13 protein-coding genes are annotated in these 14,934 nt (G+C 38.3%); 8 read left to right on the top strand and 5 right to left on the bottom strand.

Going from position 1 to position 14,934, the window contains the following annotated elements; all coding sequences use genetic code 11:
* The first annotated feature begins 73 nt into the window (after window positions 1-73).
* Together EES38_RS13750 and EES38_RS13745 are read left to right on the top strand one after the other, a co-directional pair.
* The gene (locus tag EES38_RS13750; RefSeq protein ID WP_124937780.1) at window positions 74-1,054 is read left to right on the top strand and encodes a KpsF/GutQ family sugar-phosphate isomerase; all 981 of its coding nucleotides are present in this window, start codon (window positions 74-76) and stop codon (window positions 1,052-1,054) included.
* A 91-nt stretch (window positions 1,055-1,145) separates the two neighbouring features.
* The gene (locus EES38_RS13745) at window positions 1,146-1,814 is read left to right on the top strand and encodes a transaldolase family protein (protein ID WP_124937779.1); all 669 of its coding nucleotides are present in this window, start codon (window positions 1,146-1,148) and stop codon (window positions 1,812-1,814) included.
* Window positions 1,815-2,212: 398 nt separating this feature from the next.
* Here EES38_RS13745 and ctlX read toward each other — a convergent pair whose 3' ends face one another.
* Window positions 2,213-3,166 carry a citrulline utilization hydrolase CtlX gene (gene ctlX, locus EES38_RS13740; protein WP_124937778.1) on the bottom strand — a complete coding sequence of 318 codons (954 nt, stop codon included), beginning with the start codon at window positions 3,164-3,166 and terminating at the stop codon, window positions 2,213-2,215.
* A gap of 26 nt (window positions 3,167-3,192) precedes the next feature.
* Entirely contained in the window at window positions 3,193-4,248 is a 1,056-nt protein-coding gene (gene ocd / locus EES38_RS13735; protein ID WP_124937777.1) for an ornithine cyclodeaminase, read from the bottom strand.
* 143 nt (window positions 4,249-4,391) lie between these two features.
* Here ocd and EES38_RS13730 point away from each other — a divergent pair, with 143 nt between their 5' ends.
* The 4 genes from EES38_RS13730 to EES38_RS13715 all read left to right on the top strand — a co-directional run bounded on the left by EES38_RS13730 (window position 4,392) and on the right by EES38_RS13715 (window position 7,565).
* A complete protein-coding gene (locus EES38_RS13730; protein ID WP_124937776.1) occupies window positions 4,392-4,820 on the top strand; it encodes an Lrp/AsnC family transcriptional regulator in 429 nt (142 codons plus the stop codon).
* Window positions 4,821-5,992: 1,172 nt separating this feature from the next.
* Window positions 5,993-6,253 (top strand): TerB N-terminal domain-containing protein, encoded by a 261-nt coding sequence (locus tag EES38_RS22700; protein ID WP_369333374.1) that lies wholly within the window; start codon window positions 5,993-5,995, stop codon window positions 6,251-6,253.
* Window positions 6,254-6,441: 188 nt separating this feature from the next.
* Window positions 6,442-6,747 (top strand): hypothetical protein, encoded by a 306-nt coding sequence (locus EES38_RS13720; protein ID WP_124937775.1) that lies wholly within the window; start codon window positions 6,442-6,444, stop codon window positions 6,745-6,747.
* Between the two features lie 410 nt (window positions 6,748-7,157).
* Entirely contained in the window at window positions 7,158-7,565 is a 408-nt protein-coding gene (locus EES38_RS13715) for a hypothetical protein (RefSeq protein WP_124937774.1), read from the top strand.
* A gap of 263 nt (window positions 7,566-7,828) precedes the next feature.
* On the opposite strand, the gene map is transcribed toward EES38_RS13715, so the two are convergent.
* Both map and EES38_RS13705 read right to left on the bottom strand, forming a co-directional pair.
* Complete coding sequence (gene map, locus EES38_RS13710; RefSeq protein ID WP_124937773.1) at window positions 7,829-8,608, bottom strand: type I methionyl aminopeptidase; 780 nt, start codon at window positions 8,606-8,608, stop codon at window positions 7,829-7,831.
* On the bottom strand, window positions 8,601-8,825 hold the full coding sequence (locus tag EES38_RS13705; protein WP_047101829.1) for a ParD-like family protein: 225 nt from the start codon (window positions 8,823-8,825) through the stop codon (window positions 8,601-8,603). The genes map and EES38_RS13705 overlap by 8 nt, the downstream gene beginning before the upstream one ends.
* 256 nt (window positions 8,826-9,081) lie before the next feature.
* On the opposite strand from EES38_RS13705, the gene EES38_RS13700 reads away from it, so the two are divergent.
* Window positions 9,082-10,062, top strand: coding sequence for a GlxA family transcriptional regulator (locus EES38_RS13700; protein WP_124937772.1), 981 nt, complete (start codon window positions 9,082-9,084; stop codon window positions 10,060-10,062).
* 91 nt (window positions 10,063-10,153) lie between these two features.
* A complete protein-coding gene (locus tag EES38_RS13695) occupies window positions 10,154-11,299 on the top strand; it encodes an epoxide hydrolase family protein (RefSeq protein ID WP_124937771.1) in 1,146 nt (381 codons plus the stop codon).
* Window positions 11,300-11,640: 341 nt separating this feature from the next.
* On the opposite strand, the gene EES38_RS13690 is transcribed toward EES38_RS13695, so the two are convergent.
* Complete coding sequence (locus tag EES38_RS13690; protein WP_124937770.1) at window positions 11,641-14,262, bottom strand: TrlF family AAA-like ATPase; 2,622 nt, start codon at window positions 14,260-14,262, stop codon at window positions 11,641-11,643.
* Window positions 14,263-14,934: the final 672 nt, after the last annotated feature.

Here is a 14,934-nt window from a genome sequence, read left to right as displayed (position 1 = left end):
GAAAATGAATGTAATTTAAAATGAATTTTTGCCAAATGAAAAAAATCTTTCATGGTGAAAGGTTGTTTGAAGAATGGAAGAAATGAACACTACTGAAACAATACTCTCTACTGCTCTTAACATCATTCGAGACGAGTTAGATCAAGCGAGTAAACTCATCAATGCGGTAGACAATAATTTGGTCACTATTTGTCAAGCCATACTGGATTGTAAAGGTAAAGTCATCATTTCCGGGATCGGGAAGTCGGGACATATTGGGAAGAAAATCGCAGCTACCTTTGCATCAACCGGAACACCTTCATTTTTTATTCATATGAGCGAAGCTCTGCATGGTGATTTAGGGATGGTTGAATCTTCTGACATGATGATCTTTATCTCAAATTCAGGGGAAGTACAAGAATTCAAAGTAATGTCACCTATCTTGACAAAAAAAGCAGTTGCTACGGTGGCGATAACACAAAACCTTAATAGCTTTTTAGCCAATCAATGTAACTATCGTATATCAACTGCTGTCGATAAAGAAGCTTGTCCATTAGGGCTCGCTCCAAGTGCGAGTACGGTTAACACATTGATATTGGGTGATACTATCGCTCTTACAGTCATGACAATGAGAGGGTTTAGCAAACATGATTTTGCTTTATCACACCCTGCTGGAGCATTAGGTAATGCTCTGTTACTCACTATGGATAGATTAATCGGTGAGAGGCAGCAACAGGCATTTTGTAGTCTTAATACAAAAATTGCTGATGCAATATCCTTAATGTGTAAAACAGGGCTTGGGCTACTTGCAATCGTATCAGAGACTAAAGTCGTTGGGGTTTTTACTGATGGTGATCTACGGAGAACGATTCACCTGGGATATGACCTAATGTTACCAATTAGCAACGTTATGACTGCAAGTTTCAAATATTCTTTCTCTGACCAATTATGCAGTAATGCGACTAACGATATGCATAAATACTCAATTACCGCATTGCCCGTTATTGATAGAGATAGTCAAGTCTTTTTAGGCGTTGTCAATATTAGCGCTATTCATCAGGCTGGTGTTCATTAGTTATTTAAAACGTATTATACGCTAATAAAGGTTTTCTTTATTCCTTATCACCTGTATTAGCCTTATTACGATTGAATTGGAGAAATTAATTATGTCTATTTATCTTGATACAAGTGATGTTAATCAGATCAAGACATTATCAGATTTGTTACCTATCTCAGGAGTTACAACTAATCCTACTATAGTTGCTAAATCGGGAGAAAAGATGACAGTACTACTCCCCAAAATTCGTGAAGCTTTGGGGGGAAATGGATTGATTTTTGGCCAAGTACTCAGTCAGAACTGCGATGAAATGGTAGAAGAAGCACTGAGGCTTAATCAGATGGCCGATAATTTTGTGGTGAAAGTGCCTGTCACTATGCAGGGAGTGAAAGCGATCAAAGTGTTAAAAAAAGAAGGAATTACGACCCTGGGTACAGCTATATACACTTCACAACAAGCGATTATAGCGGCGTTAGCAGGGGCATCATTTGTTGCACCTTATTTTAATAGAATTGATATGCTTTCCGGAAATGCAATCGAAACGGTTAAAAGCATTTCTCTTTTACTTTCCAATCATGCTCAATCATGCCAGGTTTTAGGGGCGAGTTTTAAAAATACGAAGCAAGTTATTGATTGCCTGAGTGTCGGGAATTCGAGTGTCACTATTCCTGTTGATATCGCTTATCAAATGATGACTAATTCGTGTGTCGATGAGGCTATCGATCAGTTTCAACAAGATTGGACTGAATGCTTTGGTTCGTTATCACTTGAGGTTTGAGCAGAGTATTAGTAAAAAATAAAGGGTTTATTGGCTGAAATGTTGACTGCCATTTCAATCCGATCGGATGTTATTTACTTACTTTACAAGTTGGTACACCAACCTCAAGGTGATATTGAATTATCTGAGATGATGAAGAAGCAAGTTTCATGGCTAACTTCTGATCCTAGAATAGTTTTAATGTATTGTGCTCAAAGAGCATTTATCAGTATGGTTCATAACTCGATTCAACTAACGGATTTAGGTTTAAATTACTATTTAGATAATGTTAAATATTTGTCTGACCACTCATAGGTTCATTTAATAATTTTCTCCAGAATATGGCCGATTTGTTCGGCCATTCCTATTGATTGTTAAATTAGAACCTACTCGTGAAAGACAACATCTAAAGAATTTCATCAAAATAATTCAGCAATCATGCATCGTATGGAGCCGCCTGCTTGCTCGATAGTAGGGATATGAATCGGCTGTAGAAAGACATGCTGGCTTAAACGATGTTTCTGCATCTCACTTAATGCTGAATAGGCTGTGGTTGATAGAGCGAGAATTTTTCCACGTTTCCCCTGCAATTCGAGTACATTTCCACAAAACCGCTTTGCCTGCTGCCATGAAATGTTAATGACTTCCTTATTAGTATTTTTAAACGAATCTAATAATCGCGCTCGGGTTGTCGCATCTTTGATAACATCTAGGCATATGACAACAAAATTGGTTCCCAGAGCCATGATTACGTTGGTGTGATAAATCGGGGTTCCGTATTCATCTTCGCTATCAAAGGCAATGGGAGATATTCCCAATGTCGTGGCTAATTTTTCTATCAAAGTATCTGAAGTACGGCGTGAACGAGCAACGTAAAAGCAATCATTCATATGATCAAAAATCATAACGCCTGTTCCTTCCAGAATGCGGCCTTCAGTTTCATTATAGCTTAGGTCTATAGTGCTAACGTATTGTGGACGATTTTCAAGGTACTGAATAATTGAACCTTTTCTTTCCAGTCGTCTATTTTGCGTAAGCATCGGGTACAGGATTAATGACCCGTCATGGTGTGTAGTAAACCAGTTATTAGGGAATACCGAATCTGGTGTTTTGAGGCTTGTGTCTTCAAATAATTTTACATGTATACCGTGAGAACGCAGGATAGCTACGGCTTGTGTTACCTCCATATAAGCACTGTTTTTTATTGTCTTTTCGTCTGATTGACTATCTCTTTGAAACGCATTGTCTACCAAAGTTTGCTGGTTTACCTGAAATTGATGAGGACGAACCATTATTACTTGATGAGTGCTTTGACAGCGGTTGTATTCTTGTAGCTGAGTACATTTCAAACCACATTGTTGTTTAGTCACCATTGATACAGACTCCACGAATTTTTAGCTTATTGGAATAAAGAGAACAGGTTTTTCGGGTCGACCTGATTCGACACGATATCAAGTGTGTACAACTCAGATTTTTTTAAATACTGCTCATCGGCTAAGATATCTCTTATAAAGCGCAAAACAGAGAGGTCCTCACTAGCAAAGCCAACACCATCAAATAAAGTGATTTCTTCTTCGCTTCGTCGGCCAATGTGACTACCGGTAAAGAGGTCGTGCAGTTCGGTAACAGCAAAATTATCAGGCATTTGTTGTATTTCACCCTCAATTCGGGTTTGAGGTGTGTACTCAACAAAGATAGCAGAGCGCGTAAGTATGTTTTTGTTCAATTCCGTTTTACCAGGACAATCTCCACCAATGGCATTGATATGGACGCCTGGTTTTACTACTGAATCATCGAGAATTTGTGCGTATTTTTTATCGGCGGTACATGTGGTTATTATTTGAGAATTGGTAATAGCCGCTTCGACTGAGTCATGAATGATGACATCAAAACCTCGAGAACGTAAGTTGTGATAGGCTTTCTCTGATGCTTGATGATCGATATCGTATAAGCAGACTCGATTAATTCCTAATAATGCCCGAAAGGCTAATGCTTGAAATTCAGACTGAGCTCCATTGCCAATGAGGGTCATTTGTTCTCTGTGCTTTGGTGCAAGGTAAGTTGCGACTAAAGCTGAAGTAGCTGCTGTGCGTAATGCAGTCAATAAACACATTTCGCTGAGTAAGATTGGATAGCCACTAGCCACATCACTTAAAACCCCAAAAGCGGCAACAGTTTGTAATTCATTAAGGTAGTTATTGGGATGACCATTAACAGTTTTGCAACTGAAGTAAGTGCCATCACTAATTGGCATCAATTCGATGACGCCATCCGCCGAGTGCGATGCATAGCGATTTGATTTGTCCAGATGCTCCCAATGAATAAAATCCTGTTCAATTTGTTGAGCAAGATCTTTTAAAAACGCTTCTATGCCATAAGCGGAAATAAGCTTACACACGTCTTTAACACCTAGAAATGGTACTTGTTCTTTAGCGGATAAGATAAAAGTTGACACAAATTTCTCCTGATAATGTAAACCAACGTTTTTATGATAGAGGTGCGGTCCGCTATAAGAAATGCTAAAAATACATAACATTTGATTAAATATTTGTCATAATGTAAGGCCATAATGGTTAAATTGCTAATTAAGAGTGAGAAATGCCATATTTACAAGATGAGTTAGACAGAAGGCTGATTGCTGAACTACGAAGTGATGCCAGAGCACCTATATCCACTTTGGCTAACAATTTAAAAGTATCAAGAGGCACCGTGCAAAACAGGATCGATCGCTTAGTATCCAGTGGCGCGATTCTTGGTTTCACTATTCGTACTGATGATTCTCTTGAAAAAAATGTAGTCAGAGCCGTTATGATGGTTGAGGTCGTTGGGAAATCAACCAGCCAGGTTATTCAAAAAATGAAAGGTATACGTGAACTCACCAAAATTCATACAACTAATGGTGCGTGGGATTTGGTTGTCGAAATTCGTGCGAGTGATTTGCAGGCCTTTGATGCAGTGCTGAAAGTAGTTCGTGAACTTGATGGCGTTCTGAATAGCGAAACCAGTATCTTGTTGACAAGCCGTTAGTTATTTTTGCTATCGAACATTCACTATCTTTCTTAGGCCGGCGTGTTACTAAATCGTGTCATCCTCCTTAATACACTTACTTTAAACTAGATGAATCAAGGAGAAGAAAACGTTTGTCGAATCTGGCTCCAACCCCTTTCAATGTCAGTTTTGGCGCGGCTTTGTTGCGTAATTCGATGGAACTAAATTAGGAAGTTACGGTCTGATCGGCTACATCCGTTAAGCATCGTAACCCTATGCCGAAACCTCGTTATATAACAACTAACTTAACTGGAATCAGAGTAGACATCAATGTACTAAAAAATCCCTCTTCCATTTATAGCTTATTAGTCTATCTTAAATTCAACTAACGGATTTGCGTAATTCTATAGGTCTTTAAGCTTCCTTCTGCCTTAGCCTGCAGGTAAGCAAGTTTAATTGCTTTCATGCTTTCAATTTTCGCATTTCGAGCTTTTGTAATTTGCTTTGTTGACTTCATAGCTATGCCTTTACCTTCTGATCACTGATTACAGCTAACCATACTGCGAGCACTATTGGTTTAGCAAGCCATCCCGAATCGAGTTAACTCGCCTATACGCCAGAACCATTTAGTTATTTTTACCCCGAAGTTTTCAATCATAGACTTTACCTTACATTTCGTAATAGATACATCCTATACATAAATGCACTTTGTTGAGTACTTAACAAGAAAAGAGAAAAAGCCTTCTTGTAGAACACTTCCATTGACATTCAAGGAAAGATGATAGAATTATTGATTAGAGCTATCGTTTTTGTTTTTATTCTTTATCAAATTATATCAAGAAATTTCAAACCTAAGACTAAAATAACTATTACGGTAACTGGTAGTCCTTCAGAAAAAAATAATAACTAAATCCACAAAAATCAAAAATAATATTTCTTCTTCATCAATTACTGATTCATCAACAACTCCCTCATTCGATGACATAGATGATAACGACTTTGCCACATTCACAATTCATACAAGTAGGAACCAGAAAACACCTCGAATAAACAAAAAGGTCGATGGATTAGGGATAATGAACACTTAACTATTAATAAACGGTAATTCAATAAAGGGTCATTCTACTTCGGTGGAGTAATGAGAAGCCTTGATGGCTACGGAACAGAGTCATCATTAGTTGGTGAAAAACTGCCGGTTTCTAACGCTATAGATGGAGATCATACAGAGATTTACTAAGTTGCTTCACTTGGATAATGGCCGAGTTATTTTAACTGAAAGATGTCGAGGAGCATACTTAGATTGGATAGCTTCCGAACGCAATAATCCTGGTACTCCAATCGGATATGTTTTTATTTATTTCGATGGCCTTGAACGGCGAATTAAACTTGCCTTTTTGCCAAAATCGGTAAAGAAGATTACGCTCCAGAGTAGCAGGCAACAAATCAAAGCGGTGAAGTTGAATCTACACTAGGGAAAATATCAATTATTACAGTCAGTTATAATGGGAAGTTCAATCCAAGTATTCCACATTAGGCCGGGGCTCTGACGATATTTTTGATGAAATCTGGTTAGGACGATTTCGTGAGCGTAGCATGTAGTCTCCGCATTTTTATAAACAACAACGATGTTTCATCAAGCAATAATTTCTGAGGAGTTGATATGTTCTATATCGGTGTTAGCCATTATTACGCAACAGGTGAAGGTGTCACAATTTATGTTGCTAGCGGTAGCGAAGAATCTATTCGGAAGTCGATTCCTGAGTATTTTCATCAAGGACTCGCTATTTTAACCCCCTCAGAGTGGCTAAAGGCTGCTGTAGGGAACTGTGAAGATAAATACCACCAATCAGATGCGGAAGTTCTGAAAACCTATTTACCGGTGTTATGGAAGCAAATTGAAGAAAGAGCTTTAGAGAGAGGATGTCTTCTGGATTTTTTCATGAAGCACCACTTTAACTATGCCTAACGTGGACTTGGGAATTTCAGTGAAGATTGTATATTTCGACATGCTTAGCTTGTTCTATTCGAATGAATAATTTCACCATAATGCATGTGCACATGCCAAATATGAAGCTGTGATACGAGAAAAGTCCGAAGATAAAGTTTTAAAGGATTTAAAGTCAGATCGATATTTTAACTATACGATGTTTGGTCTTGGTGTGTTTTTTGCTGCATTATTGGCAATTACTGGTGTCTGGATTTAAACCTAACAAACAGTGATCGACAGAGCCATATATGTTAGCCAGTAACACTTCTAACAAAGAAAACCAATGGATGTAACGCTTAGTTGTCTGTTGTAAATAGTATTTTTTTTGGTGCAATATTGGAAATTGGAGTTGGCGCCACTGCTTTCAGCGTTACTATATAGGGAAGTTCATGTCAGAACAGAAAAAAAGAGCTAATTCATTCAATACTGGTATTGCTGCTGAGTATTTCATCTTGTCTCAGTTATATCGCCGAGGTGTTGAGGCATATGTCAGCCAAGGAAATAAGAAGGCAATTGATATCCGTGTAGTTCTGGAAAATGAAAAAGCTATTTCAATTGATGTGAAAGCTGTTCGGGGTTATTCATCACTTGTGGTCAATAACGTTGTACCTAAGGCGAATCATTTTTTGATCTTCGTTATTTACAATAATAAATTCGAAGATTTGGGTGTTTCTCCTGATGTTTTTGTAGTTCCAAGTGGTGAGGTTCCAGCAATTACGAAACAGTGGAAAGAAGAAAAACGCGTGATGAAAAGCGATTTAACACCCTACCTGAACAAATGGGAATTACTGTGCTAACAAGGACCGCCAATTTGCAGCATGCTTTGTCTGCCCCTGCTAGCAGCGTTAGTAACCCATAGGGATTTTCATACGAAAGTGGAGTGATACAGTCGACGTTCTAACATGTACCTGTCCATCAACGTGTCAGTGAGATCTTGGCTGACACGAATCTGCCCCAAAACGATTTTGAGGCATAGTTATAGATGGTTGGAATATGCGTAGGTTTTATTATTATTTCTTATGAATTGCTACACATGTTTTGTCGAAAGCTTCACTGTCAATTATGGAAGCTCTTCTTCTTCTCTTAACGTGAGAACCTCATATCCTGTACTGGTGACAAGTACTGTATGTTCAGATTGAGCTGAGAGTTTTTTGTCTCTAGTGACCACCGTCCAACCATCTTTTTTGGTTTTGATCTTAGCAGTTCCCTGATTAACCATTGGTTCGATAGTAAATATCATGCCCTCTTTTAATGTGAGTCCACTATTTGGCTGACCATAATGAAGTACCTGTGGTTCTTCATGCATTTCACGACCTATTCCATGTCCACAATATTCCCTTACGATACTGTATCCATGGGATTCTGCATGTCGCTGTATCGCATGGCCAATGTCACCAAGTTTTACCCCAGGTTTTACTTGCTTAATACCTTCCCACATAGCGTTATAGGTTGTTTTTACCAGTTGAATAGCAAGCGGAGATGCTGAAGGCATTACATACATTTTACTTGAATCGGCAATAAATCCATTCTTTTCTAGAGTAATGTCGAGGTTGATAATATCGCCACTTTTTAAAGTCTCAGTCTCTTTAGGGACCCCGTGGCACACAACTTCATTAATGGATGAATTTAGTACATATTCATAATCGTATTGTCCTTTACTTGCAGGACGAGCATTGAGTTCATTAACAATATACTGTTCAACTTTATTATTAATATCCATCGTAGAGATGCCAGGTTGGACGTATTCGTCGAGCATCTTAAAAACCTGCGCAAGTAACTTGCCGGATTCTCGCATTAACGAAATATCTTCTTCAGACTTAATTATTACTTGACTATGCATCACAATGCTCTTCAGTTGTTGAGATGTTTGTAGCGGAAACATTCGCTGATTGCATCAGATTCGCCATTATTTGATTGAATGAAAGTTGAGGATGTAACTCAGCCAACATGCCCATTTTGATCCAAAACTCTGCTTGTGAGTTGATTGAACGTGACATGACCGAACTTGCTTTACGAAGTTCTTCATGCAGTTCTTCTGAAATTTTAACAATACCCATAGATATACGATTTATATATGAAACATATGCGCATTGTATTTTTTAGAGATTATAGTGTCAATCTGTCGGAGATTATAGGATCTCATGATGAAGTTGATATGTAACCATTGACTAGCTTTTGCCCCTTTTCTTGCTAACCTAAAATGTTGGACAATCTTCTTTTGGCATTGATTGGCCTGCTTTTACTAATCCTTTGATTCACTGGCTCAATATGTTTTGTGTTACAATTAAAGCCAACTGTGACTGAGGACTTATAATGAAAGATATTCTTATTATCGTACCTGAAGGTGGGATGTTGTTTGAAGCTGCGGGAGTAGTGGATATTTTTCAGCGAGCTAATCACTTTGTTGTTTCTGAAAATTTAGAGCCTCATTACTCTATTACAGTAGCAACTACACAAAAGCACCATGTCATCCACGGACAGTCAAATCTTAAGCTACTAGCTGATAAGCGTCTTTGCGATCTGAAACCTGATTATGAGAGGCATTCTGTTATTGTGACTGGCAGGGGACTTTCGACAGAAGAAAATACAGAAGTAGCTGAATGGATAAGTCTGTCTAAACCTTATAACAACAGAATTGTATCCATATGTGGTGGTGCTCTTATACTTGCTGAAGCAGGTATTCTTGACGGACTAAATGCAACAACTCACTGGCGGTTAGTACATGAATTACAGTCTCGTTTCCCTAGTGTTAAAGTTGAGAAAAGTCCTATCTTTGTACAAGACCAAAACATATGGACATCTGCTGGGGTTAGTGCGGGGTTTGATCTAACACTTGCTTTAGTTGAAGATGACCTTGGTTTTGAAATAGCTCGAGACATTGCCCAAGATTTGGTGATGTTTCTACGTCGTCCGGGTAATCAATCACAGTTTAGCCGATCACTTATTAGCCAAGTCCCGAAATCTAGTCGAATTAATAATATTCATCATTGGATACTTAATAATTTGGCTGAAGATCTTTCTATTAACGCTTTGTCTGACAGATTTTCCATGAGTCCGCGTAATTTTACTCGAGTATTTACAAAGGAATCAGGTTTGACACCGGCAAAATATGTAGAAGAAGCAAGGTTAGAAGACGCAAGACGACGTCTGGAGCAATCCTCTTCAACACTTAAACAAGTGGCTCTTGAGGCTGGATTTGGATCCACTACAAATTTGCGACGTGTTTTTGAAAGACATCTGGAAGTTACGCCAGAAGAATACCGTTATCGATTCTCTCAACGATACTTGTCCTAATTTGTCGTTTATATGTCCTTTTGGTCATTTCTATCAATTTCTATACTTTACATAAAAGCTGAATTGTAGATTATAAGAGAAGGTTGTTGGTATGGACATAAAACCATTTAAAATTGCTATCGCTCAAATACAGTTAGACGATTTATACAGGCGTTTAGAAGCGACACGTTGGCCAGTTGTACCTAAAAATGATGATTGGAAACGTGGTACTGATTTGGACTACTTACAGTCTTTGGTTAGATACTGGATCGATGACTTTGACTGGCGAAAACAAGAAGCAGAGCTAAATCAATTTTCTCATTATCAATGTGAGGTCAAAGGTGAAAAATTGCATTTTATCTATCAGAGAGGTAAAGGTAATTCACCGACACCATTGATTCTCACGCACGGGTGGCCTGATTCGTTTTATCGTTATCATAAAATCATCCCAATGTTGACAGATCCTGAACAATTTGGCGGCAGCAATGCTGACTCTTTTGACGTAATTATTCCATCTATACCTGGTTTTGGGTTTTCCGAGCCTTCAAATAGTACTGGGTTGAACAATTCCCAAGTTGCTGAGTTGTGGCACGAGTTGATGACGCAGATACTAGGATACAAAACTTACATGGCAGGAGGTGGAGATATTGGTTCTGGAGTTTCTCGTTACCTTGCTGCGAAATATCCAAATAGTCTTATTGGTTTGCATCTTACAGATGTTGGTATTATTAGGGATCTGTTATCTATTCAAGACTCTTATTGTTCTGATGAAGAATTAAACTACAAAAAATCAGCGATGAATTGGTTGAATCAGGAAGGTGGCTATATGTCACTTCAAGCGACTAAACCCTCAACTCTGGCATTTGGTTTAAACGATTCGCCTGTGGGACTAGCATCATGGATAATAGAGAAATTCAGGAGCTGGAGTGACTGTGATGGCCATTTGAATGAGAGTTACAGTAAAGATGAGTTACTTACAAATATCATGATTTATTGGTTTACTGGAACAATAGGTTCATCAATAAATATGTATTATGAAAATATGCATGGTTTACCATCGCTAGACGATTTCAATGTCCCTTGTGCAATAGCCAGGTTTGGTGCCGATATTTTATTGCCGCCTAAGATATGGACTGAAAAAAAATATAATGTAGTTCAATGGAATGAGATAGCCAAAGGTGGTCATTTCACAGCGATGGAAGAACCGCTATTATTTGTTGAAGATATAAGGTGCTTCGCTCGCCTCTTAAGAAAATAACCTTCATATAAATGCGTCATCTAGGAAGCCTTCTCTGGCTGACTCGAATTTGCCCCAAAGTTTGCTACAACCATCATCGAAACTCATTACTATTATTATGCAAAAAAAGCCCTGCTCCATTGGGAAAGCAGGGCTATACAGTGATTTGAGTAAGCTAATTTCGCAGCTGTTTTGAACAAATTCCACCATAGCAAATCTAGTCGGCTGTGCGGCTCGTCGCTCAGGTTATGCGCCGTTCATACTAATACCGATGCCTGTTGCTCGTTAACTAATAGTAATCTGCCAGTCAACTCCAATGACTTGTTAATTAGATCTATAGAAGCAAGCTCTAGCTCAAATATTTAGATTCTATAGATGTCTTTTCTTGTCGAGAACGCTCGTCTGCCACCCTCAAGTATTTCACAACACTGATCTTGGGTCGATCTGTTGTCTATAGAACCCATACCAACAATTGAAGATTTATCGTTGGAAGCAACAAGCGGGATTACCAACTCTGCATCACCAAGAACTCCTATGTTTGAGTTGTGTGTAACAACAATGATCTGCCTTTTTTCTTTACATTTTCGAAGGTTAGAGACCACGCTATTGAATATGAACTCTGAATCTAGATTATCCTCAGGTTGATCAATGATAAGAGGAAGATTACTGTCTGACTGAATTAAGATGGATAGCATAATCGATTGCTGCTGCCCCAAACTCAATTCACTGATGTCCTTAACATCTGCGTCACCCTGAGATTTGTTGTGACGAGTAACTGTCAATTTCGGTCTTTCTCTGAATGGTATCGACAGAACCTTTTCCAGCGTTAATCCGCAAATGTTTGTCTTCACATCTTCAATGTCAATATCGCTCAGACCCAAACCAGATAGAAAATCATATCTCCTAAATTTCATATTCTTGTAAAACTCAAGAGGTGATATGGCATTGGCAATCTTGTCACTATTTGCCCATCTATACCAACCAGTGGCATCTTTGATGAATGTTGAAAACTCTTTGGATAAGTACCCATCACCAACCTTAGCATGGACAAACAAACCATCAACAGGCTCGGAAAGGTCTTGGTTAATTCGAGTGCAAAATTCCAGCCTATGTTTCTGTATTTCGCTGCTAACTCTCTCTCGCTCTTTAAACAACTTTGTTCTATCAGCTTTAATTTCCTTGAGTCTGTTATCTGACTTTTGAATCTCTTTTTGTCTTTGTTGTAGGCGAGTTATGTTATTGGAAAGAGTGACGAACTTCCCTTCATCGTAAGGGATCCTCTTATCGTCTAACTCTTTCTTTTTAACCTCAATCTGCTGTTTCGCAATTCCCTCTTTGCCACGCCAAGCTATAACCTCAGTCCTGAGAAGATTTAACTTTTGTTCTAACTCATCACTCAACTCTTTTTTGTGTCTGTCAACGATGTCAGAGAAGTCTTGAACGATACTGAGTACATTATCCACATGATCTTTACCTACATGAACTTTGGTTTTGTCGATATTGAGTAGCTCGGTTATGTCACTTTTATCGGATAGGGCTTGCTTGTATCTTTTGCTGAGTGCACCCAGTGACTCTTCTAGATCTTTTCTGAGTGCTTCTTCCTCAACTAAGCCAGAATGGAGCCTCATCAACTCACCTACATTCTGCTTCTCGTAAGCAGTTTTCATGCTTTGTAGCTCTTGCAGTTCTTTGTCTACATTAGCTTTTTGAGTGACCTCATTGGTTAGATTCTGTAAATGTTCAAAGTTTGCAGAAAGTTGGACTATTTTTGATTTGTCCTCATCCTTAAGGTGCTTAACGTTTGTAAACCCATCAAAGAATTTCAGAAGCTTTTTGTCTTTATCATCTTCGTCACCACCACTTGAAAATGTGGTGAAGCCTTGGGAGTAAGCTTCTAATGAAACTTGACCATCGATGACATTAGAATTTGTATCGATACATGCTAAGTTGCCATGCTCAAGTGTGTAGTTGAACTCTTGACCAGCTTCATTCTCGTATGTGAGTTCAATTTTTGATGGCCAAGCATTACTTTTTTGAACTGCCGTGGTATCTACAGGGTTGTTCGATGCCTCTTGGATAGCTGTCACAAGAGTAGATTTTCCAGTTCCTCGACCACCGATAATGCAGTTCATGTTATTACTTAGTTGAATAGCTATCCCATCCAGTATTCCCCCCGAAGCTTTGATTTCTTTAAATCTTGGTAGGGCGACAGGAACATCATCTTCAAGCCTAACTCGTGAGTCATGGCTAATTAGGGCTATTCTCAATCCATCGAAACTTAGCTCATCTAACTTGAATCGAGTTAGACGATCTGCACCAGATGCATTTTTACCGAATGCATTCATAGAATGTGCATCCGAAGACATCACTTTGGCTAACTTGTTACAGTCAGGAAACCCAAGGCTTTGATTTCTCTTTTTCATCGCATGTTTTCTATCTGGATTCTCATCATCCTGTGTATAGAAATTCACCGATTCATGATTTTTGATTTCGAGAGCAAATATCGAAGGGTGTTGAAACGCTAGATCAAATATTTCGTTGAACTTGCCAATAGTTGCTTCAAACCCAGAATCTACTTCTATATGAGCTAAGATGCCAAAACCATTGTAATTTTTAACATACTCTAAGCACTCATAGATTCCTTGGGTTGAGAATCTCTTATCAGAGTCAAAGTTCAATTTACCGTAGAAACTTTCTAGATCTTGGGTAGTGGGGAAGTAGGCAAGTAGATGACCTTGTGTCGTCGATATTTCAATTCCAGGTATAACTAGAATATCTTTGTTGCCTTCAGATAATTTAAACGCTGCAATGGAATTGGCAATCTTGTTATGGTCTGTGATGCTAATGATCGAGATGCCCTTCTCAATTGCTTTTGAGATGATGCCTTCAGGAGTCATCTGCTCATCACTAACATCGTATGAACCACCAGAACCAAAGCTGTGAATGTGTAGATCTCCTCGATGAAACTTTGCCCCATTAGCCATGTTATACGTCTCCAATATATGCAACTAAACACTAAAGCTATTTTATAGATAGGGATTATTTATGTCATCAATTACATTGAGGTGATATGTGAACTTCTCCAGTGATACTGGACACTCGACTAAGCGAGTTGCGATACTTCAGTTAATTCATTTTTTGCTAAATTAGAAAAAACGTAACTCAGAATTGTCCATTTATGAGTTACGATACGAATCTTCAGTTCTATGATCAAGAAACCCCATTAGTCGTTTGGCGGTAAATCGATGTTTATCTATGTAAGAAACTTTCTTACATAGAAATTGAACAGCAATTCAAGTTATCACGAAAATATCAGCTTATGGTTGTATTGGCTCATATCATCATATGGTTGTATTTTTGATAACCTAATGAATAAAAAGAAATCTTAATTATCAATTTATGGTTGTTTCAACACTTGTTGTTGAAACAACTATAAATTGATATTGCTTCTTCTTACTCTAACTTTATTGACGATTTAGCGCGAGAAGAGGCATTTTTATATCCTTTCAAAATGGGCTTCTATTGTTATGCCCGGTTTCATTAGCTATGTTTAGTAACTGGCTGCGATTCATTATTCAATCCCTTTGACTTTTCATAATTAGATTCTGTCTAGTTTTATTATTTGTGGAATGACTGTTCTATAAATTTATTGACAG

It is taken from the genome of Vibrio viridaestus (genome assembly GCF_003856525.1).
Classification (GTDB): Bacteria; Pseudomonadota; Gammaproteobacteria; order Enterobacterales; family Vibrionaceae; genus Vibrio; species Vibrio viridaestus.
Note: the sequence above shows the minus strand (reverse complement) of the source record. Positions and strands in the feature narration are given on the sequence as shown.